Annotated in this window: 24 protein-coding genes; 10 read left to right on the top strand and 14 right to left on the bottom strand. The window is 73.4% G+C overall.

The features are described 5' to 3' along the window. Nucleotides 1-8: 8 nt before the first annotated feature. The gene (locus tag OG294_RS35445; protein WP_327070662.1) at nucleotides 9-593 is read right to left on the bottom strand and encodes a TetR/AcrR family transcriptional regulator; all 585 of its coding nucleotides are present in this window, start codon (nucleotides 591-593) and stop codon (nucleotides 9-11) included. A gap of 152 nt (nucleotides 594-745) precedes the next feature. Between OG294_RS35445 and OG294_RS35440 the strand changes: the two genes are divergently transcribed. After that, entirely contained in the window at nucleotides 746-1,582 is an 837-nt protein-coding gene (locus OG294_RS35440) for a carboxymuconolactone decarboxylase family protein (RefSeq protein ID WP_327070661.1), read from the top strand. Between the two features lie 28 nt (nucleotides 1,583-1,610). Here the strand turns inward: OG294_RS35440 and OG294_RS35435 are convergent, their stop codons facing one another. Further along, nucleotides 1,611-2,327, bottom strand: coding sequence for a rhomboid-like protein (locus tag OG294_RS35435; RefSeq protein WP_327070660.1), 717 nt, complete (start codon nucleotides 2,325-2,327; stop codon nucleotides 1,611-1,613). Beyond that, nucleotides 2,324-2,854 (bottom strand): helix-turn-helix domain-containing protein, encoded by a 531-nt coding sequence (locus tag OG294_RS35430; protein ID WP_327070659.1) that lies wholly within the window; start codon nucleotides 2,852-2,854, stop codon nucleotides 2,324-2,326. The genes OG294_RS35435 and OG294_RS35430 overlap by 4 nt, the downstream gene beginning before the upstream one ends. A 74-nt stretch (nucleotides 2,855-2,928) precedes the next feature. Here OG294_RS35430 and OG294_RS35425 point away from each other — a divergent pair, with 74 nt between their 5' ends. Continuing rightward, nucleotides 2,929-3,165: a hypothetical protein gene (locus OG294_RS35425; protein ID WP_327070658.1), complete on the top strand. Its 237-nt coding sequence runs from the start codon at nucleotides 2,929-2,931 to the stop codon at nucleotides 3,163-3,165. A 130-nt stretch (nucleotides 3,166-3,295) separates the two neighbouring features. Here the strand turns inward: OG294_RS35425 and OG294_RS35420 are convergent, their stop codons facing one another. Both OG294_RS35420 and OG294_RS35415 read right to left on the bottom strand, forming a co-directional pair. After that, nucleotides 3,296-4,825, bottom strand: coding sequence for an SDR family oxidoreductase (locus tag OG294_RS35420; RefSeq protein ID WP_327070657.1), 1,530 nt, complete (start codon nucleotides 4,823-4,825; stop codon nucleotides 3,296-3,298). A 216-nt stretch (nucleotides 4,826-5,041) separates the two neighbouring features. After that, entirely contained in the window at nucleotides 5,042-5,644 is a 603-nt protein-coding gene (locus OG294_RS35415; protein WP_327070656.1) for an acetate uptake transporter, read from the bottom strand. 417 nt (nucleotides 5,645-6,061) lie between these two features. Between OG294_RS35415 and OG294_RS35410 the strand changes: the two genes are divergently transcribed. Together OG294_RS35410 and OG294_RS35405 are read left to right on the top strand one after the other, a co-directional pair. Next, a complete protein-coding gene (locus tag OG294_RS35410) occupies nucleotides 6,062-7,810 on the top strand; it encodes a TIGR03767 family metallophosphoesterase (RefSeq protein WP_327070655.1) in 1,749 nt (582 codons plus the stop codon). Nucleotides 7,811-7,880: 70 nt separating this feature from the next. Beyond that, nucleotides 7,881-8,342 carry an ASCH domain-containing protein gene (locus tag OG294_RS35405; RefSeq protein ID WP_327070654.1) on the top strand — a complete coding sequence of 154 codons (462 nt, stop codon included), beginning with the start codon at nucleotides 7,881-7,883 and terminating at the stop codon, nucleotides 8,340-8,342. Here OG294_RS35405 and pdxR read toward each other — a convergent pair. After that, entirely contained in the window at nucleotides 8,317-9,780 is a 1,464-nt protein-coding gene (gene pdxR, locus OG294_RS35400; protein ID WP_327070653.1) for a MocR-like pyridoxine biosynthesis transcription factor PdxR, read from the bottom strand. The two genes, OG294_RS35405 and pdxR, sit on opposite strands and share 26 nt — an antisense overlap. A gap of 74 nt (nucleotides 9,781-9,854) precedes the next feature. Between pdxR and OG294_RS35395 the strand changes: the two genes are divergently transcribed. Next, nucleotides 9,855-10,610: a metallophosphoesterase gene (locus OG294_RS35395; RefSeq protein ID WP_327070652.1), complete on the top strand. Its 756-nt coding sequence runs from the start codon at nucleotides 9,855-9,857 to the stop codon at nucleotides 10,608-10,610. 98 nt (nucleotides 10,611-10,708) lie between these two features. Continuing rightward, nucleotides 10,709-10,981: a DUF2087 domain-containing protein gene (locus tag OG294_RS35390; RefSeq protein ID WP_327070651.1), complete on the top strand. Its 273-nt coding sequence runs from the start codon at nucleotides 10,709-10,711 to the stop codon at nucleotides 10,979-10,981. 69 nt (nucleotides 10,982-11,050) lie between these two features. Here the strand turns inward: OG294_RS35390 and OG294_RS35385 are convergent, their stop codons facing one another. From OG294_RS35385 to OG294_RS35375, 3 genes are all read right to left on the bottom strand, one after another. Then, nucleotides 11,051-12,247, bottom strand: coding sequence for an NAD(P)/FAD-dependent oxidoreductase (locus tag OG294_RS35385; protein ID WP_327070650.1), 1,197 nt, complete (start codon nucleotides 12,245-12,247; stop codon nucleotides 11,051-11,053). Further along, nucleotides 12,244-12,441, bottom strand: coding sequence for a ferredoxin (locus tag OG294_RS35380; protein WP_327070649.1), 198 nt, complete (start codon nucleotides 12,439-12,441; stop codon nucleotides 12,244-12,246). Before OG294_RS35380 ends, OG294_RS35385 begins: the two co-directional genes overlap by 4 nt. Nucleotides 12,442-12,548: 107 nt before the next feature. After that, nucleotides 12,549-13,748, bottom strand: a complete 1,200-nt coding sequence (locus OG294_RS35375; RefSeq protein ID WP_327070648.1) for a cytochrome P450 — start codon at nucleotides 13,746-13,748, stop codon at nucleotides 12,549-12,551. 185 nt (nucleotides 13,749-13,933) lie between these two features. Between OG294_RS35375 and OG294_RS35370 the strand changes: the two genes are divergently transcribed. Beyond that, entirely contained in the window at nucleotides 13,934-14,500 is a 567-nt protein-coding gene (locus OG294_RS35370; protein WP_327070647.1) for an isochorismatase family protein, read from the top strand. Between the two features lie 68 nt (nucleotides 14,501-14,568). Continuing rightward, complete coding sequence (locus tag OG294_RS35365) at nucleotides 14,569-15,087, top strand: MarR family winged helix-turn-helix transcriptional regulator (RefSeq protein ID WP_327070646.1); 519 nt, start codon at nucleotides 14,569-14,571, stop codon at nucleotides 15,085-15,087. A gap of 65 nt (nucleotides 15,088-15,152) precedes the next feature. On the opposite strand, the gene OG294_RS35360 is transcribed toward OG294_RS35365, so the two are convergent. The 3 genes from OG294_RS35360 to OG294_RS35350 all read right to left on the bottom strand — a co-directional run bounded on the left by OG294_RS35360 (nucleotide 15,153) and on the right by OG294_RS35350 (nucleotide 18,283). After that, the gene (locus OG294_RS35360) at nucleotides 15,153-16,595 is read right to left on the bottom strand and encodes an alkaline phosphatase family protein (RefSeq protein WP_327070645.1); all 1,443 of its coding nucleotides are present in this window, start codon (nucleotides 16,593-16,595) and stop codon (nucleotides 15,153-15,155) included. Nucleotides 16,596-16,920: 325 nt separating this feature from the next. Beyond that, nucleotides 16,921-17,160 (bottom strand): hypothetical protein, encoded by a 240-nt coding sequence (locus tag OG294_RS35355; protein ID WP_327070644.1) that lies wholly within the window; start codon nucleotides 17,158-17,160, stop codon nucleotides 16,921-16,923. 211 nt (nucleotides 17,161-17,371) lie between these two features. After that, the gene (locus OG294_RS35350) at nucleotides 17,372-18,283 is read right to left on the bottom strand and encodes a sigma-70 family RNA polymerase sigma factor (protein ID WP_327070643.1); all 912 of its coding nucleotides are present in this window, start codon (nucleotides 18,281-18,283) and stop codon (nucleotides 17,372-17,374) included. 74 nt (nucleotides 18,284-18,357) lie between these two features. Between OG294_RS35350 and OG294_RS35345 the strand changes: the two genes are divergently transcribed. Further along, complete coding sequence (locus tag OG294_RS35345) at nucleotides 18,358-19,083, top strand: FMN-dependent NADH-azoreductase (RefSeq protein ID WP_327070642.1); 726 nt, start codon at nucleotides 18,358-18,360, stop codon at nucleotides 19,081-19,083. A gap of 110 nt (nucleotides 19,084-19,193) precedes the next feature. Here the strand turns inward: OG294_RS35345 and OG294_RS35340 are convergent, their stop codons facing one another. Beyond that, the gene (locus OG294_RS35340; protein WP_327070641.1) at nucleotides 19,194-19,841 is read right to left on the bottom strand and encodes a LysE family translocator; all 648 of its coding nucleotides are present in this window, start codon (nucleotides 19,839-19,841) and stop codon (nucleotides 19,194-19,196) included. A gap of 339 nt (nucleotides 19,842-20,180) precedes the next feature. Between OG294_RS35340 and OG294_RS35335 the strand changes: the two genes are divergently transcribed. Beyond that, the gene (locus OG294_RS35335; RefSeq protein ID WP_327070640.1) at nucleotides 20,181-22,565 is read left to right on the top strand and encodes an alpha-N-acetylglucosaminidase; all 2,385 of its coding nucleotides are present in this window, start codon (nucleotides 20,181-20,183) and stop codon (nucleotides 22,563-22,565) included. On the opposite strand, the gene OG294_RS35330 is transcribed toward OG294_RS35335, so the two are convergent. Beyond that, nucleotides 22,486-23,361, bottom strand: a complete 876-nt coding sequence (locus OG294_RS35330; RefSeq protein ID WP_327070639.1) for a hypothetical protein — start codon at nucleotides 23,359-23,361, stop codon at nucleotides 22,486-22,488. The genes OG294_RS35335 and OG294_RS35330 overlap by 80 nt on opposite strands. Nucleotides 23,362-23,435: the final 74 nt, after the last annotated feature.

Here is a 23,435-nt window from a genome sequence, read left to right as displayed (position 1 = left end):
CCCGGCGGTCAGACCCTGGGGCGCAGCCCCTCCAGGACGCGCTCGACCGTGGCGCGGGCGTCGAAGCCGTCGAGCGGCTCGGTGCCGAGCAGGAAGCGGTAGTAGACCGGCGCGTAGAGCTGCTCGACCACCAACCGGGTGGGGACGTCCGCGCGCAACTGCCCGGCCGCCACGGCCCGCTCCAGGCGGGCCTGGCACTGGCGGGTGCGCGGCTCGGTGATGGTCTCGCGCACGGCCGCAGCGACCCGCGGGTCCCCCTGGGCCTCGGCGATCACCCCGCGGTAGACGGCGCCGACGTCGCTGCCGAAGAGCCGCACCACGTTCTCGATCTGACCGGCCAGGTCGGCCACGATGTCGCCGGTGTCGGGGAAGTCGGTGGCGGCGCCCATCCGCTCGTTGATGCTCTCCAGCGCCACCGCGCCCTTGGACGGCCACCAGCGGTAGATGGTCGGCTTGCCGACACCCGCGGCAGCGGCGATGGCCTCGATGGTGAGCTTCGGATAGCCGTTGCGGACGGCCAGTTCGAAGGTCGCGTCGAGGATCGCGCGGTGCGAGCGGGCGCTGCGGCGGGCGGGGCTGGGCTGTGGAGTCATGGCCTCACTCTACCCCCACAACGTGACGATACGTTTCGTTTCAAAAAGCCTTGCAGGACGGCTTGAACTGGTTGTACGTTACGGAACGTTCCGTCACTCGGGGAGTCGCGCCGGAAGCCGCTCCTCCCCCGTCGCCTGGAGGGTCGACCACCATGTCCGCCACCGCCACCACCTCGCGCTACGACCGCGGCCTCGCCCTGCTCCAGGAGGTCAGCGGCACCCCCGTGCCCGGCGTGCTCAGCAGCCTTGCCGACATCGCCCCCGACCTGGCCCGCTACACCATCGAGTTCGGCTACGGCGACATCTACCACCGCGCCGGACTGACCATCCGGCAGCGGCAGTTGATCAACATCGCCGCTCTCACGGCGCTCGGCACCGCCGCCCCGCAGCTGCGCTTCCACATCGACGGCGCGCTCAACGTCGGCGTCACGCACCGCGAGATCGTCGAGACGATCATCCACATGCTGGTCTACGCGGGCCTGCCCGCCGCGCTCAACGGCCTGACCGTCGCCCGCCAGGCCTTCGCCGACCGGCCCGACCCCGAGCAGGCCGGACTCGGCGACCCCGCACAGAGCCGGATCCGCCCGACGGAGACCTCCGAGCGCTACCAGCGCGGCCTCGCGGCCCTCAAGGAGATCGACGGCCACGCGGGCGAGCAGGTGGTGGCCGCCCTTGAGCACATCGCACCCGATCTGGGCCGCTACACCGTCGAGTTCTGCTTCGGCGACATCTACAGCCGCAGCGGACTCAGCCTCAAGGAGCGCGAGTTGGCGTCGGTGGCGGCCTGCACCGCGCTCGGCACCGCGGCCCCGCAGCTGCGCGTCCACCTGCACGGGCTGCTCAACGTCGGGGGCAGCCGGGAGGAGGCGGTCGAGACGATCACGCAGCTGGCCGGCTACGCGGGCTTCCCGGCCGCGCTCAACGGCATCACCGCGGCCCGCGAGGTCTTCACCGAGCGCGACGCCGACCCGCGGACCGCCGGGCGCTGACGGATCACCCGGCCCCGGCAGCCCGGCCTCAACGCCGTTGGCGCCGACGGCCGATGGCGGTGCCGACGACGGCCACGGCCAGGCCGATCAGTGCGGCCGAGACATGGCCGATGGCGACGAAGTCCGGCAGCCGCCCGTACCAGTCGGCCGAGCTGAGCGGATACAGCACCGCAGCCGCCGCCCACCACGGCCGGGCCCAGCGCGGCAGCAGCACGGTGGCCGCACCGACGGCGGCGATCGACACGTAACTGACGCCGTAGTCCAGGGTGTGCCGCACCTCCTGCGGATACGTCCCGTTGCGCGTCGCCACGGTGATGACGGCCGTGGTGACCAGGGTGGCGCCCACGTGGCCCGCCAGCACCGTGCCGACCGCACGCAGCGAGCCGAACCGGCGCTCCAGCAGGGCCAGGCAGCCGGCCAGGCCGACGCCGATGATCAGCAGGTAGTCCAGCCAGCTGCCGTCGTCGACCACCAGCATGCTGCCGAGCAGCGAACCCACCGGGTGCCGGCCCATGTTGTCCACATTGGTGCTGATCGCGAGCAGCACCTTGTCGGCGGTCGCGGCCGACAGCAGCTGCTTGACCACCAGCGTGTCCACCAGGAGCAGGACGAGGTAGCCGAAGGTCGCCGGACTGCGGCGCGGACAGCCGGTCAAGGCACGCCCGAGCCGCTGCGGAAAGCCGGCCAGGGCGCGCCCGAGCCGATCCGGGCGGCCGGCGGGCCGCCCGTCGGTGGCGTTGCTCATGCGGGACCCTCGGCGGGGAAGAGGACCGGGCTGATCAGGTGCCGGGTGCGCCCGGGCGTCGGCCCGTTCGCCATCCGGGACACGATCGCCCGGCGCACGTCGTCGATCAGTTCGGCGCGTTCGTCCTCGCTGAGCCAGATCGCATGCTGGCGGTAGCCCACCTGGTCGGTGCCGGGGTCGGCTCCCTCGCGGTCCAGGTAGGCGTTGAACTCGGCCAGCAGCGCGGCCATCGCCGCCGCGAACGCGCGGCGGTGCAGGTTCGGCGAGGCCGCAGCGGCGTCCGCGTCGATCACCGCCCGCGCCCGTTGCAGCCGGTAGCACCGCTCGACGGCGCCGCGCACCCGCTGCTCGCTCGCCACGTCGAGCAGCCCGCCCTCGGCGAGCAGACCCACGTGCCGGTACACGGTCGCCTTCGACACATCCGGCAGCAGGGCGCAGAGCTGAGAGGTGGTCAGCGCCCGTCCGCCCGACATGGCGTGCACGATGCGCAGCCGCACGGGGTGCAGCAGCAGGTCGACGGTGTCCATGGACAAAAGGTCTCACATCCCATACCTTTCTCAAAGTTGAGAATATGTCGTCGGACCGCCGAGGGAGCGCACCCGTGCCACACCGGTCACCCGCCGGACTGAACACCAACGCCTTCCCGAACACCCCGCCGCGGGGACGCCACTTCACGGCCGGGGGCCGGCAGCTGCTGCTGCACCGCTCCGGCAGCGGCGGCCCCACCGTGGTCTTCCTCGCCGGATCCGGGGCCGTGAGCCTCGACTACCTCAACCTGCACGACCGGGTCGCCGAGTCGAGCGGCGGCGGGCTTCGCCGCTGCCCGGCATCCCGCTGATCGTGCTGACCGCGATGGCCCTCCACCCCACCCAGGTCCACCTCTGGTCCGCGGAGACCGCCCGCGAGATCAACGAGGGCAAGCGCCTCCTGCACACCGAACCGGCCGCCGAGCCGGACGCCGGGACCGCTCAACCCGCCGCGAGCGCCCGCTCGGTGATGTTGCGCGCCATCCCGCCGAACACCGTCGCGTGGAAGGGCGCCACCGCCCACCAGTACGCGTGTCCGGCCAGGCCGTGCGGCTGGAACAGGGCCCGCTGGCGGTAGCAGGCGCCGCCGCGGCCGTCCGCGCGGACCGACAGCTCCAGCCAGGCCAGCCCCGGCAGGCGCATCTCGGCGCGCAGGCGCAGCAGCCGGCCCGGCTCGATCTCCTCCACCCGCCAGAAGTCGAGCGAGTCGCCGATCCGCAGCCGCGCCGGATCGCGGCGGCCCCGGCGCAGCCCCACCCCGCCCGCCAGCCGGTCCAGCCAGCCGCGCACCGCCCAGGCGAGCGGGAAGGAGTACCAGCCGTTCTCCCCGCCGATCCCCTCCACCACCCGCCACACGGCCTCCGGCGTGGCGGCCACGTCCCGCTCCTTGACGTCCTGGTAGAGGCTGCCGCCGCTCCACTGCGGATCGGTGGGCAGCGGGTCGCTGGGCGCACCGGGCAGCGAGGCGGAGGACCAGCGGGTGCTGACCTCCGCGTCGCGGGTGCGCCGCAGGGCGAGCCGGACGGCCTCGTCGAAGCCGATCAGTCCGGCGCCCGCGGCCCGCGACCCGCCGGCCGAGAGCGCGGGCGGGTCCGGCAGGTAACGGGCGATGTCGTGCTCGCCGCAGACCACCTCGTGGCGCAGCGAGGCCACCAGCGGCCGGGCGATGGAGCCGGGCACCGGTGTGACCAGCCCGACCCAGTGGCTGGACAGCCGGGGCGTGAGCACCGGCACCGGGACGATCAGCCGGTGCGGCAGTCCGGCCACCCGGGCGTAGCGCCGCATCATCTGACGGTACGTCAGGATCTCGGGGCCACCGATGTCGAAGGTCCGGTTGAGCCCGGGCGGCAGGGTCGCGGCGCCGATCAGGTAGCGCAGCACGTCGCGGACGGCGATCGGCTGGATCCGCACGCCCACCCAGTTGGGAGTGACCATCACGGGCAGGCGCTCGGTGAGGTAGCGGAGCATCTCGAAGGAGGCCGAGCCGGAGCCGAGGATCACGGCGGCGCGCAGTTCGATCGTCGGGACGCCGCTCTCGCGCAGGACGCGCCCCACCTCGGCGCGCGAGCGCAGGTGCGCGGAGAGCCGGTCGTCGGGCACCCCGGCCGGGATCAGCCCGCCGAGGTAGACGATCCGCCGCACCCCCGCCCGGGCCGCCGCGGCGCCGAAGTTGCGGGCCGCCGCGCGGTCGCGCTCCTCGAAGCCGGCTCCGGTGCCGAGCGCGTGCACCAGGTAGTAGGCGACCTCGACACCGTCGAAGGCGTCGGTCAGCGACTCGGCCCTGGTGACGTCCCCGCGGACGATCTCGACCCGCTCGCGCCACGGGTGGTCGCGCAGCCGCCCGGGGTCGCGGACCAGGCAGCGGACCGGGTAGCCGGCGGCCAGCAGCTCGGGCACCAGCCGGCCGCCGAGGTAGCCGGTGGCCCCGGTCACCAGACAGCGCGGTGCGGTGGGCGGCGGCTGCTCGGACATCACGGCTCCTCTCGACGCCCCGGTCGGGCCGCGACGGCGGCCTCCCCTCCACCGTACGAGCCGCGCGGCCCGTCGGCCCGGCACACCCCCCGGCGCGGCGCGGCCCCGAGCAGCCGGAGCCGCCGCGGCGCAGCGCGGCGCCAGGGCTGCCCGACGCGTCCGGGCCGGGCACCGCCCCACGGTGCCCGGCCCGGACCGGTCGTCAGTCCCGCGCGCTCAGCGGGCCGGCCAGGTGGGCAGGACCGGCCGCTTGAAGGCATAGGCCGTCACGCCGGCGAACGAGGCGTACCAGGCCAGCACCGCGGTGAGCAGGCCCAGCCAGCCGCCGGCCTTGGTGACGCTCTCGTACGGCCCGAAGGCACCGGCCGTGAGCAGCGCGAAGGTGATGGTCAGCGAGACGAAGACGGCCAGCACGGCCCCGTTGACCCGCAGCGCCGCCACCGTCATATAGGCGGTGAAGATCGTCCAGCCGAGCAGGAAGAGCCCGACCCCTTGGTGCGTATGCGGATTGCTGTCGAGCCCCGGCAGGACGTCCTTCGCCAGGAAGTAGTAGGAGAGCCAGAACGCGCCGAAGGAGCTGAACGCGGTGGCACCGAAGGTGTTCCCCTTGCGGAACTCCCACATCCCGGCCAGCAGCTGGGCCAGGCCGCCGTAGGCGAGGGCGAGCGGCAGCACCACGGCGCCCACCTTCGCGTCCAGCAGGTTGGCGTTGAAGCAGCTCAGGACGAAGGTCGTCATGGCGAAGCCGGCCAGACCCAGCGGGGCGGGGTCGGCGATCTCGGCTGGGGCGGGGGACGCGGCGGACTGCTCGGTTGCCACGGGCGTCTTCCTTTCGGAGCATGGGACGAATGCGCGACAGGACAAGTATGTTGACGTGAATAGACGTTTTGAAACAACCGGCGCGCGGGGTTTTTCTGAGTCCGATGAACCGTTACCTGAAGATCTGGTCATCGTGTTACTCAAGAGGCCCATGTGACAGGCGAGAAAAGGATTAACCGCTCTTCCGTCGGCGCCTCCGTGCGTAATCAATCGAACAGGAAGGGCGCATGGGAACATCTGCACGCATCTGCCGGCTCACCCGAAACGCCCGCCACCCACCGGGCGCCGCCTCCACCGAGCCGTCTCCCACTGTTGGCATCCCGTTCGGGCACAGGCCTACGCAGGTCACGCTACCTGCGAGTAGCATCCGCTCGCGGTCGCCGCCCGGAGGCTGCCGCACCGTCAGGAGGGGTTCTCATGTCACCGTTCAGTCGACGCCGGTTCATCAGCGGTGCCGGTGCCGCCACCGCCGGAGCCGCGCTCTCGCTGGCCGGCGGAGCCTTCGCCTCGGCAGCCGAGGTGGACCGCGCACTGGCGAGCACCGCGGCCCGTGCCGTCACCGTGGCCGGCACCACCCTGGAGCAGGTGGCCACGCCCGACGGCAGCACCGGCTACCGGCGCCTGCAGGCCGGCCCCGGCTGGCCGCTGGCCGTGCGCGCCGACCTCGCCGCCGCCCAGAGCGGGCGCGACGACCGGAGAACTCCGCTGGCCAGCTTCGTCCAGTTCACCGACCTGCACCTGGCGGACACCGAGTCCCCGATGCGGTTCGAGTACCTGGCCCGTTGGAACGACGCCGCCTACCGGCCGCAGGAGGCGCTCACCGTGCGCGGCGCCTCCTCGCTGGTCGAGCGGGTCAACTCGCTCGGCACGGGCCCGTACACCGGCCTGCCGTTCAGCCTGGTGATGGCCACCGGTGACAACACGGACAACCACGAGCAGATCGAACTCGACTGGTACCTCTCGGTCATGAGCGGCGGCCAGGTGACCCCCAACAGCGGTGACCCGACCCGCTACGAAGGCGTGCAGAACTCCGGCAGCAGCATCTACTGGAACCCCGAACTCTCCTACCGGGACTCCTACAAGACGGCCGGCTTCCCCGAGGTCCCCGGCTTCCTCGGTGCGGCGGGCCGGCCGTTCTCGGCACCCGGCCTGAAGGTCCCGTGGTACACCACGGTAGGCAACCACGACGACAGCATCGAGGGCACGCTGCCCGACCTCGGCCTGCTCAACTCCCTCTACACCGGCGACCGCAAGATCGAGGGCTGCAACGACGCGGACGCCGCCAAGCTGGCCGGCCTGCTCCAGCACGACCCGGCCCAGGCCGTCCTGCTGCTGGGCCGCCTGCTGACGGACGCCGACGCGGTGCGCGAGATCACCCCGGACAGCCGTCGGAAGCCCTTCAGCACCAAGGAGTTCGCGCAGGCGCACCTCAACCCCGCCTACACCGGCGCCGGTCCGGTCGGCCACGGCTTCACCGCGGCAGCCGCCGCCAGCGGCAACCTCTACTACACCTGCCGGATCGCCGACGGCGTGGTCGGCATCAGCCTGGACACCACCAACGCCGCCGGCTTCGCCGACGGCTCCATCGGCACCGCGCAGTTGAGCTGGCTCGAGCAGCAGCTGCAGGCGCACAGCGACCACTGGTACAACACCGACGGCAGCACGGTGCGCGGCGGCCACGGCAACGACCTGGTCGTGGTCTTCAGCCACCACACCAGCACCACCATGGGCAACCTGCTGCCCGACCCCCGCCACCTCTTCGAGAAGCGGCACAACGGCGACGAGCTGGTCGCGCTGCTCCAGCGCTACCCGAACGTGGTGGCCTGGGTGAACGGCCACAGCCACGAGAACCGGATCACCGCCCACGGCCACGCCGTGCCCGAGCGCGCGTTCTGGGAGGTCAACACCGCCTCGCACATCGACTACCCGCAGCAGGCCCGGATCATCGAGCTCACCGACAACGGCGACGGCACCATCTCGCTCTTCACCACGCTGATCGAGTCGGCCGCCCGCTACGACACCGACTTCTCGGACACCTCCGACGAGGGCCTCGCCGCGCTCTACCGCGAGCTGGCCTTCAACGACCCCTACGCCACGCCCTCGGTCAAGCTCGGCACCTCGCTGGACCACAACACCGAGCTGCTGCTGGCCAAGCCGGGCCACTGATCCCGCGCGCCCGCCGCCGAGCGCGCGGTGCGGCACCCGCCCGGGGTACCGCACCGCCTAGGCTCACTCCATGACCGACGACCCCACCGCCGCTCCCGCTCCCGCCCACGAGGGCCTGCCCACGGCCGAGTTCGCCTTCCCCGGACCGCTGCGCGACCAGCTCGTCGCCGCGATCCTCGACGGCTCCAAGACCTCCACCACCGGCCTGGTCGCCGACTTCGAGCACGAGAACGAGGCGCTGCCGCAGGTCGGCGAGCGCTCCGTGGTGATCGACTCCGCCGCGCGCCCGGTCGCCGTCATCGAGCTGACGGAGGTGCGCGTGGTGCCGCTGCGCGAGGTGGACCTGGCGCACGCGCTGGACGAGGGCGAGGGCTGCCGCACGGTGGCCGAATGGCGGGCGGTCCACGAGGAGTTCTGGCACGGCGCGGAGGTCCGCGAGGCGCTCGGTGACCCGCACTTCACCGTGGCCGACGACACCCTGGTGGTGCTCCAGCGCTTCCGCCTGCTCACCCGGCTGCCCGCGTCCTGCTAGGCCGTGTCTCACAATTCCCGCCAGGCGCGGGCCTGTCCTGGAAGCTGTTCGAGGACAGGACCGCGAGCAAGGTGTCGAGGGCGGCCGGGTAGGCGCGTTCGGACGGGGCGGCGAAGCCGACCAGCAGGCCCTGCGGGCGGCCGGTGGGGTCGTGGTGGAGTTCGGTGAGGCCGCGCAGGGCGAGGCCGTGATCGGCGCACCCGGCCAGCAGCCGGCGCTCGGTGGGGCCCTCGGGCGGCAGGGTGAGCAGCGTGTGCAGGCCGGCCGGGACACCGTGGGCGTCGAGGCCGGGGACGGCGGCGATCCGATCGAGCAGCAGCCGGCGGCGACGGCGGTAGCGCAGGCGGGCGGCGCGGATGTGGCGGTCGTAGGCGTGCGTGGTGATCAGCTCGGCGAGGACGAGCTGGCCCAGGGTCTCGGTGTACAGGTCGGCGTCCTGCTTGGCCCGCACCACCGGTCGCACCAGGTGCTGCGGCAGCGCCATCCAGGCCAGGCGCAGCGCGGGGCCGAGCGTCTTGGAGGCGGTGCCGCAGTAGACGGTCCGGTCGGGAGCGATGCCCTGGAGGGCGCCGACGGGTTGGCGGTCGTAGCGGTACTCGCCGTCGTAGTCGTCCTCGACGATCAGGCCGCCCGTGGCGCGTGCCCACCCGCGCAGTGTCCGGCGGCGGCCGGGATGCAGCGGGACGCCGGTCGGGTACTGGTGCGAGGGGGTGAGGAACACGGCACCGGTGTCCCGGGTCAGGGCCTCCACCCGCGCGCCGAGGGCGTCGACGGGCAGGGCGACGGTGGTGAGCCCGGCGCGCTGGACCACCGCGCGGAAGACGTTGTGCCCCGGGTCCTCCACGGCTGCCCGGCCGGTGCCGGCCGCGGCCAGCACGCCGCTGAGCAGGCCCAGGCCCTGGTAGTAGCCGGAGGTGATCACGATGCGGTCCGGGGTCGTGAGCACGCCCCGGGTACGCCCCAGGTAGTCGGCGAGCGCGCTGCGCAGCTCGATCCGGCCCTGCGGGTCCCCGGCGCCGAAGACCTCGGGGCGGGCGCGGTCCAGGACCCTGCGCGTGGCGGCGAGCCAGGCCCGGGAGGGGAAGGCGCTGACGTCGGGGAGCCCGGGGCGCAGGTCGTGGCGGGGAGCCGGCGGCGCGGGTGCGGGGCGGGCGGGGACCGGGGCGGGCTGCGGCACCTCGGCCACGGTGGTGCCCGATCCCGGCCGGGTGGTCAGGTGCCCCTCCTCGACCAGTTGGTCGTAGGCGGCGGTGACCGTGCCGCGCGAGAGTCCGAGGTCCCGGGCCAGCCCGCGGGTGGACGGCAGGAGCGTTCCGGCCGGCAGGCGTCCCTCCCGGATCGCCGCCCGGAGCGCGGCTTCCAGGCCGGCGCGCCGCCCGCCCGTGGCGTCGAGGTCGATGTGCAGGTCGACCCGGGAACCGGACCAATCATTCGGCATGCGACTGGATCTTATTCCTGGTCCGGTGGGCCCCTAGGTTCGAGGTCGAAACCGCAACGGAAGGGACCCCGGCCGTGATCGTGATCGCCCACCTCAGCGACCTCCACATCGACAGCGGGCAGCGCAGCACCGAGCGCGCCAAGGCCGTCATGGACCACCTCGAAGGCCTCCCCTACGACCTGGACGCGGTCCTGGTCACCGGGGACATCGCCGACCACGCGCTGCCCGCCGAGTACGAGCGGGCCCGCCGGCTGCTCACCTCCCGGCACCCGGTCATGGTCTGCCCCGGCAACCACGACGAGCGCACCGCCTTCCGGCAGCACCTGCTCGGCCTGCCGGGTTCGACGGCACCGGTCAACCAGGTCCGCCACACCGCCGGCGCCGTCATCGCGCTGTGCGACTCCTCGGTGCCGGGCAAGGACGAGGGTCACCTGGAGGACGGGACGCTGGCCTGGCTGGAGTCCGTCCTGGCCCAGGCCCCGCCCGGGGTGCCCGTCCTGGTCGGCTTCCACCACCCGCCGGCCGCGCTGAACACCCCCTTCGTCGACGGCATCCGCCAGTTCGGCGCGGAACGGCTCGGCGCACTGGTGGAGCGCCACCCCGACCTCACGGCCTTCCTGTGCGGACACGCCCACACCCCCGCGGCCACCACCTTCGCCGGTCGCCCGCTGCTGGTGGCACCGGGCGTGGTGTCCACCCTCCGGCTCCCCTGGGAGCACCGGGCCCACGCCGAGGACCACGTCCACCTCGACCAGCCGCCCGCGCTCGCCTTCCACGTCCTGGACGACGGGGGACGGCTGACCACCCATTACCGATGGATCGACGCCTGACCGGCTCGCGGTGGAAAACCGGATGCCCCGGGGCACTGCGCTCTGGCAGCCTCACCGGGAGACCGCCGAACGGCACCGTCCTGTGCAGGGAGAGACCGATGTACGAACCGCCCGCGAGCCTGGCCCCCCTCTTCCAGCACGGCCGGCTGACGACGATCCCGCGCAAGGCGGCCCGCCGCGACGCGCTGCTCGACCACCTCGCCGGCACCTTCTTCGACCCGTCGCGCGAGTACAGCGAGCCCGAGGTCAACGAGGCGCTGCGCACCGTGCACGACGACTGCTCGGCGCTGCGCCGCTACCTGGTGGAGAGCGGCCGGCTCACCCGCACCCGGGACGGCCGCAGCTACCGGCGCCCGGCCGCCGGCGGGTGAGCGTGGGGCAGGACGGTACCCGCACCGTCCTGCCGCACGCTCATGACGCCCGGCCGCGCACCCGGCGCCTCACTGCTCCGCCGGCCACGGGCTCCCGGCGGCCACCTGCGCGCGCAGGGTGCGCAGCGCCCGCGCGGCACCGATCCCGACCGCCCCGCGGACCAGCCCGTCCCGCACGCAGGCGGCGGCGAACTTCCGTTCCGCCAGGCTGCCGTCGACCACCGCGAAGCTGTCGGCGCCGGCCGGCCTGCCGAAGGCCTGCACCCGCAGGCCGTACTGGTCGGTCCACAGGTACGGGACCGGCTCGTACGGCCGGCGGTCACCGTCGGGGCCCGCCAGCAGGTTGTGGACGGCGGCAACGGCCTGTTCGGTGGCGTTGGTGCGCTGCTCGACCCGCCGGCGCCGGCCGCTGCCCGGATCGGGCCAGGCGGCGGCGTCGCCGGCCGCCCAGACGCCGGGACCGGCGGCGCAGTACGCGTCGCAGGCCACACCGTCCTCCAGCGGCACGCCGCTGCCCGCCAGCCAGCCGGTCTCCGGTTCCGAGCCGATCGCCATCAGCACGACGTCGGCCGCCAGTTCGCAGCCGTCGGCCAGGCGCACCCCGGTGGCCCGGTCCTGCTGCCGGGTGACCTGCTCGGCGACCCCCTGGCGGATCCGCACCCCGTGTTCGCGGTGCAGATCGGCCAGCAGCGCGGCCGTCTCGGTGCCCAGCACGCCGGCCAGCGGCGTGGCGGTGGAGACCAGCCAGGTCACCTCCGCGCCGAGGCCGACCGCGGTGGCCGCCGCCTCGGCCCCGAGCAGTCCGCCGCCGACCACCAGCAGCCGTACCCCCGGCCGCAGTTCCTCGCGCAGCGCGAGCGCGTCGGCGAGGGTGCGCAGCACGTGGGCGCCGGCCAGCGGCCCAGTGGCGCCGGGCAGGCGCCGCGCCCTGACCCCGGTGGCCAGGATGACGGCCTCGGCGCGCACCCGCCCGCCGTCCGCCAGGTGCACGGTGCGCTCGTGCCGGTCCAGGCGTTCGGCACGTGCCCCGAGGCGCAGGTCGAGGTCGAGCTCGCTCAGTGCCTCCGGGCCGCGCAGTGCCAGCCGGTCCGGCTGCCAGGCGCCGCTCAGCAGGTGCTTGGAGAGCGGCGGGCGGTCGTAGGGCGCCTCGGGCTCGGCGCCGATCAGGGTGAGGCGGCCGTCGTAGCCGGCCCGGCGCAGCTCCTCGGCGGCGTGCAGCCCCGCCGCGCCGGCGCCGACCACGGCCACCTCGCGCAGTGCGGTCACACCAGTTCCAGGCGGATCGCGGCGGCGGGGCAGACACCGGCGGCCTCGCGGACGGCCTGGTGGAGTTCGGCCGGCGGCTCGGCGTCGAGCAGGACGACGATGCCGTCCTCGTCCCGCTGGTCGAAGACCTCCGGCGCCGCGAGCACGCAGTGTCCGGCTCCGCAGCACTTGTCCTGGTCGATGTGGACGCGCATGGCTTTCCCTTCGGAACGTGACGTTGTTCGTAACTTGACTGTTTCGGCTGGTACTTGATGATGCTACTGAGGCGGCCCCGGGAAGATCCAGAGCTGTTGACGGCCCGTCACCAGGCGAGCGGCAGCTCGTGCAGGCCGTAGACGAGCATCTCGTGGCGGAACCGCAGCTCCTCGAAGGGCACCGCCAGCCGCAGTTCGGGCAGCCGGCGCAGGATGCTGGTGAGCGCGACCTGCAGCTCCAGCCGGGCCAGCGGCTGGCCCAGGCACTGGTGGACGCCGAAGCCGAACGCCACGTGCCGGCGGGCGTCGCGGGTCAGGTCCAGGTCGTCGCCCGCCGGGAACTCCTGCTCGTCCCGGTTCGCCGTGTTCAGCAGCAGGAGCACGCCCTCGCCGGCCCGCATCTCGACGCCGCCGAGCGTCAGGTCCTCGGCGACCACCCGGCTCAGCCCGGAGTGCACGATGGTCAGGTAGCGCAGCAGCTCCTCGATCGCGTGCGGGGCCTGCTCCGGGTGGTCGCGCAGCAGGGCCAGCTGCTCGGGGTTGCGCAGCAGGGCCAGCACCGAGAGCGCGGTCATGTTCGCCGTGGTCTCGTGCCCGGCGATCAGCAACAGGCGTGCGGTGGTGGCGATCTCGTCGACCGTCAGCTCGCCGCGGGCGAGCAGGCGGCTGAGGATGCCGTCGTCGGGCGCGGTGCGCTTGGTCTCGGTGAGCTTGGTCAGGTAGTCGGCCAGCTCGTCCTGGGCGGTGCGCACCAGCCCGGGGTCCGAGTCGCGGCGCAGCAGGATCCGGCTGCGCTGCTGGAAGAAGTCGTGGTCCTCGTAGGGGACGCCGAGCAGCAGGCAGATGACCAGGGACGGCAGCGGCAGCGCGAACTCGGCCACCAGGTCGGCGGTCGACTGGTCGGCGGTCATCCGGTCGAGCAGGTCGTCGGTGATCCGCTGGATCTCGGGACGGAGCGTCTCGACCTTCTTGATCATGAAGTCGCCGGTGAGCATCCGGCGCAGCCGGGAGTGCTCCGGGTCGTCCATCCGGATCAGGGTGGGCCGGCCGGTGCTCAGTTCCTTCGCGCCGGCGCTGAGGAACGGGAAGCCGGGGCGGGTGGCGTCGGCGCTGAAGCGGGTGTCGCCGAGCGCCGTCCTGATGTCCTCGTGGCGGGTGACCAGCCAGGGGGTGGAGCCGTCCCAGAGCGAGATGCGGCTGATCGGCTCCTCGCGGTGGGCCTGCTGGTAGGCGGGCGGCGGGGCGAAGGGACAGGCTCCCCGGGGTTCGGGGGCGGTGAGGTGGGGGGTGGAGGCGGCGGTGGCCATCGTGGGCTCCCTTCTCGGAGCGGATAACGCCCAGGACAGTTACATGCCCTAAGCAACTAACCCACCGTCACGCTAACTCGCGGTCCGTGGTGGCGAAAGAGCCATTCGAGTGCGACCGGAATCTGTCCGAAAACCGGTCAAGAGCTAGGCTGGTTCGGACCGTACGAACCGCATCTGGGGGAAGCATGAGCACGCTCACCGACCGACCGAACAGCGCCGTGATCGTCATCGACGTGCAGAACGGCGTCGTGGACCAGGCGCACGACCGCGACCGCGTCATCGGCAACATCGCCGCACTGGTCGACAAGGCCCGCGCGGCCGGTGTCGACGTCGTCTGGGTCCAGCACACCAGCGACGAGCTGCCGACGGGCAGTGAGACCTGGCAGTACGTGCCCGAGCTGGTGCGACTCGACACCGAGGCGCTGGTGCAGAAGGCCTACGGCGACTCCTTCGAGGAGACCGACCTGGAGGCGGTGCTCGCTGCCCGCGGCATCGGCCGGCTCTTCGTCTCGGGGGCGCAGACCGACGCGTGCATCCGCTCGACGCTGCACGGCGCGATCACCCGCGGCTACGACGCGACGCTGGTCGGCGACGCCCACACCACCGAGGACCTGACGCGGTTCGGCGCACCCTCCCCCGACCAGGTCATCGCCCACACCAACCTGTACTGGCAGTACCACGCGGCCCCCGGCCGGACCGCGGGCACCGTCAACACCGCCGACGTCGACTTCACCGCCGGCTCCCCCGCCTGAGCCCCCACGCCGGGCCGGAACCCGGCCAGTGGCGACCGGGCACGGGGCGGGCTCGCTAAAGTTCCCCCATGCCGGACGCGACAGACAATCAGGCCGCCACCTCGGAACTGGAGGCGGTGCTGGCCTCGATGGCCTACCTGCTGACCCGTTCGCAGACGCACGAGCACCAGACCGCGCGGGCCGGCATCACCGCCGCCCGCTCGGACATCTACCTGCTGCGCGCGCTCGCCGAGGCCACCGAGGCCAGCCGGGTGGGTGACCTGGCCGCCTGGATGATGGTCGAGCCCTCCCACGTCACCCGCCAGATCGACCGGCTGCAGGCCCAGCGGCTGGTGGAGCGCACACCCGACGCGCTCGACCGCCGGGCCCGCCAGGTGGCCCTCACGGACGAGGGGCAGGACATGCTCGACCGTCTGAAACAGGCCAACATCACCAGCCTGGTGAACGCACTCGACGGCATCCCCGCGCCGGACGTGGCCACCACGGTGACCGTGCTGCGGCACCTGGTGGAGCGCTACGCACGCAAGTGGCGCAGCGAACTGCTGCCCGGGACGGCGCCCCCCGACGCCGCCGAGCCCGGCGCCTGAGCGCCGGTGAGGTGCGGTGGCCGCCCCGGCACGATGCCGGGCGGCCACGCTGCCGGGGATCGGGATCAGCCGCGCTGCGGCGGCACGTGGTGGCGGTGACCGGGCTCCTGGCGCGGGAACTGCTGGGCGGCACCAGGCAGCGTCGGCTTCGGGTTGGTGGCCACCTCCTGCTCGGCCAGCGCGAGCTGGGCGGCGGTGCCGGGCAGCTTGGGCGCCCGCGAGGTGCCGGTACGGAACTGGAAGGCGGAGGTGAGGTCGCCGAAGGTCTGCCGCCGCCAGTCGGTGACGTTGGCCGCGGTGACCCCGGTGAACCGCTCCAGGAACTGCAGCACCGAGGTGTGGTCGAAGGCCTCCGAGGCGACCCAGCCGCCCACCGTCCACGGCGAGACGATGATGCACGGGACCCGGAAACCGCCGCCGATCGGCAGCCCCTGGATGAACTCGCCCTCGGTGTCCGGGTCGTCCGGCACCGGCGGGGCCACATGGTCGAACAGGCCGTCGTTCTCGTCGTAGTTGAGGATGAAGACGGTCTTCGCCCAGAGCTCCGGGTTGCTGGCGATCGCCTCGATCTTCGAGGCGACGAAGTCGGCGCCGGCGGCGGGCAGGTAGTCCGGGTGCTCGGACTGGTAGCTGGTCGGCAGGATCCAGGAGACCGCCGGCAGCCGGCCGTTGCGGGCGTCGTCCTCGAAGGTCCCGGTCGGCTGCGCCGTCATGCCCTTGTCGTACAGCGGGTCGCCCGGCTTGGCGTTCTGGAAGCTGGCGAACAGCGAGAGCACGTCGGTGCCGTAGTTGTCGGCCTCCTGGTAGACCTTCCAGCTCACCCCCGCCGCCTCCAGTTGCTCGGCGTAGGTGGTCCAGGTCAGCGGCGTGGGCGCGGAGTTCTGGATGATCGGGCCGCCGCCGGTGCCGTCCGGGTCGATCGAACCCGTCATCCAGTACAGGCGGTTGGGCCAGGTCGGGCCCTGCACCGAGCAGAAGTAGTGGTCGCAGATGGTGAAGGACTCCGCCAGCGCGAACTGGAACGGGATGTCGTCGCGGGTGTAATAGCCCATCACGTAGGGCCCGTTGACGCCGTCCGCGGCCCGGTGGGCCGGCAGCCACTGGTCCATCCTGCCGCCGTTCCAGGCCTGGTGCTGCACCGCCCAGGCGTGGCTGGTGGACGGGATCGCCTGGGCACTGGTGGTGCGGGTGTCCAGGTGGAACGGCAGCAGGTAGCCGTCCGGGTTGACGCTGTCCGGCTGGTAGAAGACCGAGCGGCCGTTGTCCAGGCGCAGCGCGTTCCGGTCGTTGAAGCCGCGGACACCGGACAGGGTGCCGAAGTAGTGGTCGAACGAACGGTTCTCCTGCATCAGCAGGACCACGTGCTCCACGTCGCGCAGTGAGCCGCGCCGGGGCACCCCGGCCGCCACCGCCTGCTGCACACTCGGCGGCAGCAGCGTCATCGCCGCCGCGCCCCCGGCCACACCGGCCGCCGCACCGAGCAGCCTGCGTCGGGTCAATCCGGACATGGGGTTCCTGCCTCTCCGTCAGTTCCTCGCTGTGCCACGGAAGATGGTTCGACCGGTCCGGGACGACTCTGCCGCACATGTCAGGCGTTGCGTCGCCGGCATACGGTGAACAGGCTGCGAACGTCCGGTGCCCGGCCGGACAGGAACGGTACGGAGTGTTCCGGACAGCGTGCTCCGGGGAGAGTGCTCCGGACAGCGTCTTCCGGACAGCACGACGGTGGGCCGCGGGGCCCGGGCGTTCCTCGTGAAACGCCCGGGCCCACGCGGCCCACCGTCGGCCGGGTCAGCCCCTCACTCTCAGTGACCTACTCCCGGCCTCCTGTTCTCAGTGCGCCATGCGACGCGGCCCGTGGTGGCTCCCCCGCTCCACCAGACTGCGGGCCACCAGGAGCAGGATCGCCAGCACCGTCACACCCCAGAACACGGAGAAGAGCGCCAGCAGCCACGGGGTGGTCACCTGCGCGCCGACCAGGCCCAGTCCCATCGAGAAACCCACCAGGATCCAGACCGTCATCGGGCGCATCTCGTACAGCCCGTGCAGCAGATCACGTATCGGATGCACCACGGCCGAGGATCCCGACGCCCTCGGCGACTCACCAGTGCCCGCTGCCACCGCAACCACCTCCGTGCCTGTTGGAACCAGGCCGCCGGCCGGACGGCCTCGTTCCATCGTGCCTCCGGCCGCACCGAACCGCCGCTCCGGCCGTCCGCCGCCTCCCGCTTCCCGCCCCTCGCCTCCCGTCCCTCGCCTCCCGCCTCCCGCCTCCCGCCAGCCATCAGTCCCCGAGCACGGCCAGCTCGAGCCGGGCCAGCCGCGCCGGGTCCGCGATCACCTCGTAGGCCGCGATCCGCTCCCCCACGACCGTGACGGCGAGGGCGAGCACCAGCCGGCCGCCCGGCGCGACCACCACGCCCACCGCCCCGTCGACCAGGGCCGGCGCGGCCCACCGGGCCCGGCGCCCGAAGACCAGCGTCTCGGCGGCCACCGCCCGCGCCCCGCGCGACTGCAGCGCCACTCCCGCCGGCAGGGCGGCCGGGTCCGCCCGGCGCACCACATCGGGGGCCAGCACCGCGAGCAGCCCCGCCAGGTCGCCGCCGCGCGAGGCGGCCAGGAACGCCTCGACCACCCGCCGGTGCCCGGCCAGCTCCCCGGCGGGCCGCACGGGCACGCCGTGCACCCGGTGGCGCGCCCGGCTGGCCAGCTTCTTGGTGGCGACCGGGGTGCGCTCCACGATCGGCGCGATCTGCTCGAACGGGACGGCGAACATGTCGTGCAGCACGAAGGCGACCCGCTCGGCCGGGCCCAGCCGGTCCAGCACCACGAGCAGGGCGCGGCCCACCGACTCCACCAGCAGCGCCTCCTGCTCCGGGTCCGCGGCCTGCCCGGCACCGTCCTCCCAGGGCTGGTCCGGCGGCTGCTGCCCGACCAGCTCCTCGCGGCGCGCCACGCGCGAGCGCAGCAGGTCCAGGCAGATCCGCGAGACCACCGTCCGCAGCCAGGCAGGCAGGTTCTCCACCTGGGACCCGTCCACCCGGCCCAGCCGCAGCCAGGCCTCCTGGACGGCGTCCTCCGCCTCGCTCGCCGACCCCAGCAGCCGGTGGGCGACCGCACGCAGCCGGTCGCGCTGCTCCTCGAACCGCCTGGCCAGCTCCTCGTGCTCGCCGTACCCGCCACGCGTGCCGTGCATCGGTCACCTTTCCTCGGCCCACTCCGTCTACCCGTATGACGTGCGCTATCGCGCCGAAGTGACAGGAGAGAGCCATGAACCACACCCCGTCCCTGCTGCACCTGGACGCAACCGCCGGCCCCAACGGCCCCTCGGTCAGCCGACAGCTGACCTCGTTGTTCGCGGACACCTGGCGCGAGCAGCACGGCACGGCCGGCTACCGCTACCGCGACCTGGCCGCGGACCCCGTGCCGCTGCTGGGCCCCGGCTTCGTCACCCTCGGCCGGCGCCTGGCCGAGCAGGGCACCGTGCCGCCGGCCGAGGTGGCGGCGCAGGCCCAGGACGCCTCGGAGCAGCAGGAGTGGGCCCTGACCCTGCCGCTCGTCGAGGAGGTGCTGGCCGCGGACACCCTGCTGCTCGGCGTCCCGATGTACAACTTCACGGTGCCCGCCGCCCTCAAGGCCTGGATCGAACGGATCTCCTTCCCCGGCGCCTACACCGCCCCCCGGACCGGCGAACACCTGCTGCGCGACACCCGCGTGGTCATCGCCACCGCCCGCGGCGGCGGCTACGGCCCCGGCACCCCCCGCGAGCCCTTCGACCACCAGGCGCCCTACCTGCGGATGTACTTCGGCGACCTCGGCATCCGCGAGGAGAACCTGTACTTCGTCCACGCCGAACTCACCCGCGCCGCAGCCATGCCCGACCTCGCCCGGTTCACCGACCTCGCGACAGACTCCCTGACCGCCGCCCGCGACCAACTCCTGTCCCTCGCCACCGCCACCGCCACCCCACGCCGGCCGGCGACAGCGCTCGCCTGACCGACCGGCACGACCCGCACGAGGCCCTATGGCGTCGGCCGTCCTTCGCCAGGATCTGCTCCGCTCCTATCCAGGCGAAGGCCGGCCACCCTCCGGCTGGACATCCAGGGTCAGTCCCCGATGGCCAGCTTCACGCCGAAGCCAATGATGACCGTGCCGGTGAGCCGGTCGAGGACCCGCTGCGCCACCGGCCGCCTCAACCAGCTGCGGAGCACATGGGCGAAGGCCACCAGGACTGACGACCAGATCAGCCCCTCTGCGACGTGCACGCAGGTCAGGGCCACGCCCATGGCCAGGTGCGGCGCGCCGGCCGGGATGAACTGCGGCAGGACGGCGACGTAGAACACGCCCATCTTGGGGTTGAGCACGTTTGTCAGTGCCCCGCGCCGCCAGCCCGACAGCAGCCCGGCAGCCGGGCCCGCCGGCTTCTCCTCGGCGGGGTCGGGCTCGACCGCGCCATGGCGTCGGCGCAGGCTGTTCCACAGCATCAGCGCGCCCATCCACAGCAGGTACGCGGCACCGGCCAGGCGTACGGCGTCGTAGGCGGTGCGCGAGGCCGCGAGCAGGGCCGTGACGCCGAGGGAACTCAAGGTTCCCCAAGCCAGGGTTCCCGTCTGGATACCGAGCACGACTCCCCATGCCTCACGGCGTCGCCCCAGCGCGGCTGTGCGGAGGATCAGCGCGGTATCGAGACCGGGAGTCAGGGTCAGCAGACCCACGACCACGGCGAAGGACCAGAAAGTTGTCACGGTTCCCATGTGCGGTCAGCGTAGATCAACGGATGCGGGGGTTACGAGGGCGGGTGTCCCAGCGGTAGCCGAACCAGGCCCCCGGTGAGCAGCGACCTGCCGTGGCCGTCACTCAACTACGAGCATTACGAGGCGAGTTCATCCAGGTCACGGGACTCGTACTGGCGCACTCTCCGCCGCACGGAGACCTGGCGAGGCAGCCGTCGGCGGCAGGCGAGCGCAGCGAAGCAGGCGTGGTGGCCGCGTCCCGGTCGGTTGCGTCCCGCTGTGCCTGCGCCGGGCGGAGCGTGCGCAGTGTCATGATCGCCATCACGTTCGGTGACTGATCCACGACACGAGGTGCGTGCAATGCGACGTCGGGCCACCGCCCTGCTGGCAGCGGCGCTGCTGGGCTGCTGCCTCCCCCCGGCGGCCGGCGCCGCGCCGCCGGCCGCCGCAGTCACCGCCGGGCCCGCAGCCGTCGTGCCCTTCGACGCCGCGCCCGCCCAGGCGAGTCTGCGACGCCTGCTGCCCGGCCGGGCCGACCGGTTCCGGCTGGTGCCCGTGGCCAGGGGAACCGCGGGCGACTCCTTCGCGGTCAGCGGCGGCGGCCCGGAGCCCGTCGAGGTCCGGGGTACCTCGGGGGCGACCCTGCTGAGCGGCGTCGGGTGGTACCTGGAACAGGTCGCCAAGGTGGACCTCGGCTGGCCCGGTGACAGTCTCGGCCGGCTGCCCGCCACGCTGCCCGCCGTGGGCGGCACCGTCAGCCGGGCGGCGACGGTGCCGCACCGGTACGCGCTCAATGACACCGACGCCGGCTATTCGGGCCCGTATCGCGACTTCGCCGCCTACCAGCACGAGATCGACCTGCTGGCCCTGCACGGGGTCAACGAGGTGTTCGTGCAGACCGGCGCGGAGTGGGCCTACCACCGGGCGCTGCAGCAGTTCGGTTACGGCGAGGAGGAGTTGCGCGCCTGGATCCCGGCGCCCGCGCACCAGAGCTGGTGGCTGTTGCAGAACATGGCGGCCTTCGGCGGTCCGGAGTCGGCCCGGCTGCTCGACGCCCGAGCCGCGCTTGGCCGCGAAATCGCGGACCAGTTGCGGGCGTTGGGCATGACGCCGGTGCTGCCCGGTTTCTTCGGCACCGTGCCGCCGGGCTTCGCCGAGCGCAATCCGGGGGCGCGGGTGGTACCGCAGGGCTCGTGGGTGGGGTTCGCGCGCGCCGACTGGCTCGACCCGACCGGCCCGGTCTTCGACCGGCTCGCCGCGGCCTACTACCGCGCCCAGCGCGAGCGGTTCGGCGACAGCACGATGTACAAGATGGACCTGCTGCACGAGGGCGGCGTGCTCGGCCCGGTCGACGCGAGCCGGGCCGCCGGCGCGGTGCAGGACGCCCTGCGGGCGGCGCACCCGGGCGCGACCTGGGTGATCCTCGGCTGGCAGGACAACCCGAGTGCCGCCCTGCTGGACGGCGTCGACCGGAGCGGTCTGCTGATCCTGGACGGTCTGGCCGACCGCTACCCGCAGGGGCAGCTCGACCGCGACCGGCAGTGGCGCGGCACACCGTACGCCTTCGGAACGATCGACAACTTCGGCGGCCACACCAGCATCGGCGCCAACACCGCCGCCTGGGTGAGCCGGTTCCAGCAGCAGCTGACCGCTGCCGGCAGCGCCCTGCGCGGCATCGCCTACCTGCCCGAGGCCACCGGCGGCGATCCGGCCGCCTTCGAGCTCTTCACCGAACTGGCCTGGCAGCAGGGGCCGATCGACCAGCGCGCCTGGTTCGCCGACTACGCCGCCCGGCGCTACGGCGGTCCGGATCCGCATGCCGCGGCGGCCTGGGAGCTGCTGCGCCAGGGTCCGTACAGCATGCCCGCCGACGGTTGGAGCGAGCCGCAGGACGGCCTGTTCGCCGCCCGCCCGAGCCTGACGGCCGCCACCGCCGCGACCTGGAGCCCCACCGCGATGCGCTACCCCGCCGACTCGGTGCGCGCGGCGCTGGACCAGCTGCTCCAGGTCGCGCCCGCCCAACAGGGCTGCGACGCCTACCGGTTCGACCTGGTGAACGTCGCCCGCCAGGCGCTCGGCAACCAGGCCAGGGAGCTGCTGCCGCGGATCGCCGCGGCGTACGCGACCGGGGACCGGGCCGCCTTCGGGGCGCTGACCGGGCGGTGGCACGACGACGAGCTCCTGCTGGACCGACTCCTCGCCAGTGATGCCCGCTTCCTGCTCGGGCGCTGGCTGGCCGAGGCCCGCTCCTGGGGCGCCGACGCCAGCGAGCGCGGGCAACTGGAGTACGACGCCCGGTCGATCCTCACCACCTGGGGCGACCACGGCCCGAGCGAGGACGGCCAGTTGCACGACTACGCCAACCGCGAGTGGTCCGGACTGCTCACGGGCCTCTACGCGCAGCGCTGGAGCGCCTACTTCGCCTCCCTGGACGCCGCGTTGGCGAACGGCGGCGAGCCGGCAGCGCTCGACTGGTACGCGCTCGACGACGCCTGGGCGCACCGGAGCACGGACGACGCCACCGCCACCGCCACCATCGGCACCGGCACCGGCACCGGCACCACCGAGCCGACCGAGCCGACCGCCACCGAGCCGACCGGCGACCCGGTCGCGCTCGCCCGGACGGTGGCCGCGACTCTGGCCGACTCCGCCGCAGCGGAGCGGATCAGCCGTCCCGGCGCGACCCCGGCTCCGGGCGCGGTGCCGCGGCCTGGCGCAGCAGGCCGTGGGCCCAGCGCTCGTTGAGCCCGGCCAGGAAACCGATGCCGCCCCAGTAGAACCACGCCTTGATCAGCGCGTCGTGCCCGGCCGCCGAGAGCGGTCCGGGGGCGCACAGGTCGACCGGGGCGGCGGGCGGGGTCAGGATGCTGAGGATGCCGCCGTTGATCAGCAGGAAGAGCGAGGTGGCCAGGAACCAGCCCACCACCACCCGGTACCAGCCCTCCTGACGCAGCGTCCGGGACCACTGCACCGGATCGGCCAGCAGATCGCCGTGCCCGGGCCGGCGCCGGCTCAGGTGGGCGGAGTCGCGCAGCCGGATGATCACGCTGAAGACGGCGCCCATCGCCCCGCCCGCGAAGCAGACCAGCGCGTGCAGCAGCGCCTGCTGCTCGGGGCAGCCGAGGGTGGCGCCGAAGAGCCGGGGCGCCCACCGGCCGAGGAGCAGCACCACCAGCAGCACCACCGGGCTGATCATGAACCCGCAGGCCACCCCGGTGTTCAGGCCCCGCGCCCCGGCGATCGCGCTGTCGACCGCGAGACGGGCGTCGGCCGAGGCCGCCGCCGCGTCCAGCCGGTCGGTGCCCGCCCCGCCGGCGACGGCGGCCAGCGCGCGCAGCAGGTCCTCGGCGACGGCCTCGCGGGTGCGGCGCTCGAAGGCGCGCTGCGCGGCGACGTAGAGCTGCTCGACGCTGAGCATCAACGCGGGTTCGGTGTACCGCAGTTCCTGGAGCCGTTCGGGCTCGATCCCGGGTGCCTGGTCGAGCGCCCGCACCTCCTGGTCGGCCGCGCCGAGCAACCACTCACGAAACCCCCGCCACATCCGCGGGCCCTCCCCCGTACGCGTCCGCCCCAACTCCCCCACCACCAGAGCCTACCGGCTGACCGAGGCCGGTC

This window comes from Kitasatospora sp. NBC_01302 (genome assembly GCF_035976515.1).
Lineage (GTDB): Bacteria > Actinomycetota > Actinomycetes > Streptomycetales > Streptomycetaceae > Kitasatospora.
This window is presented reverse-complemented; position numbering and strand designations above follow the sequence as displayed.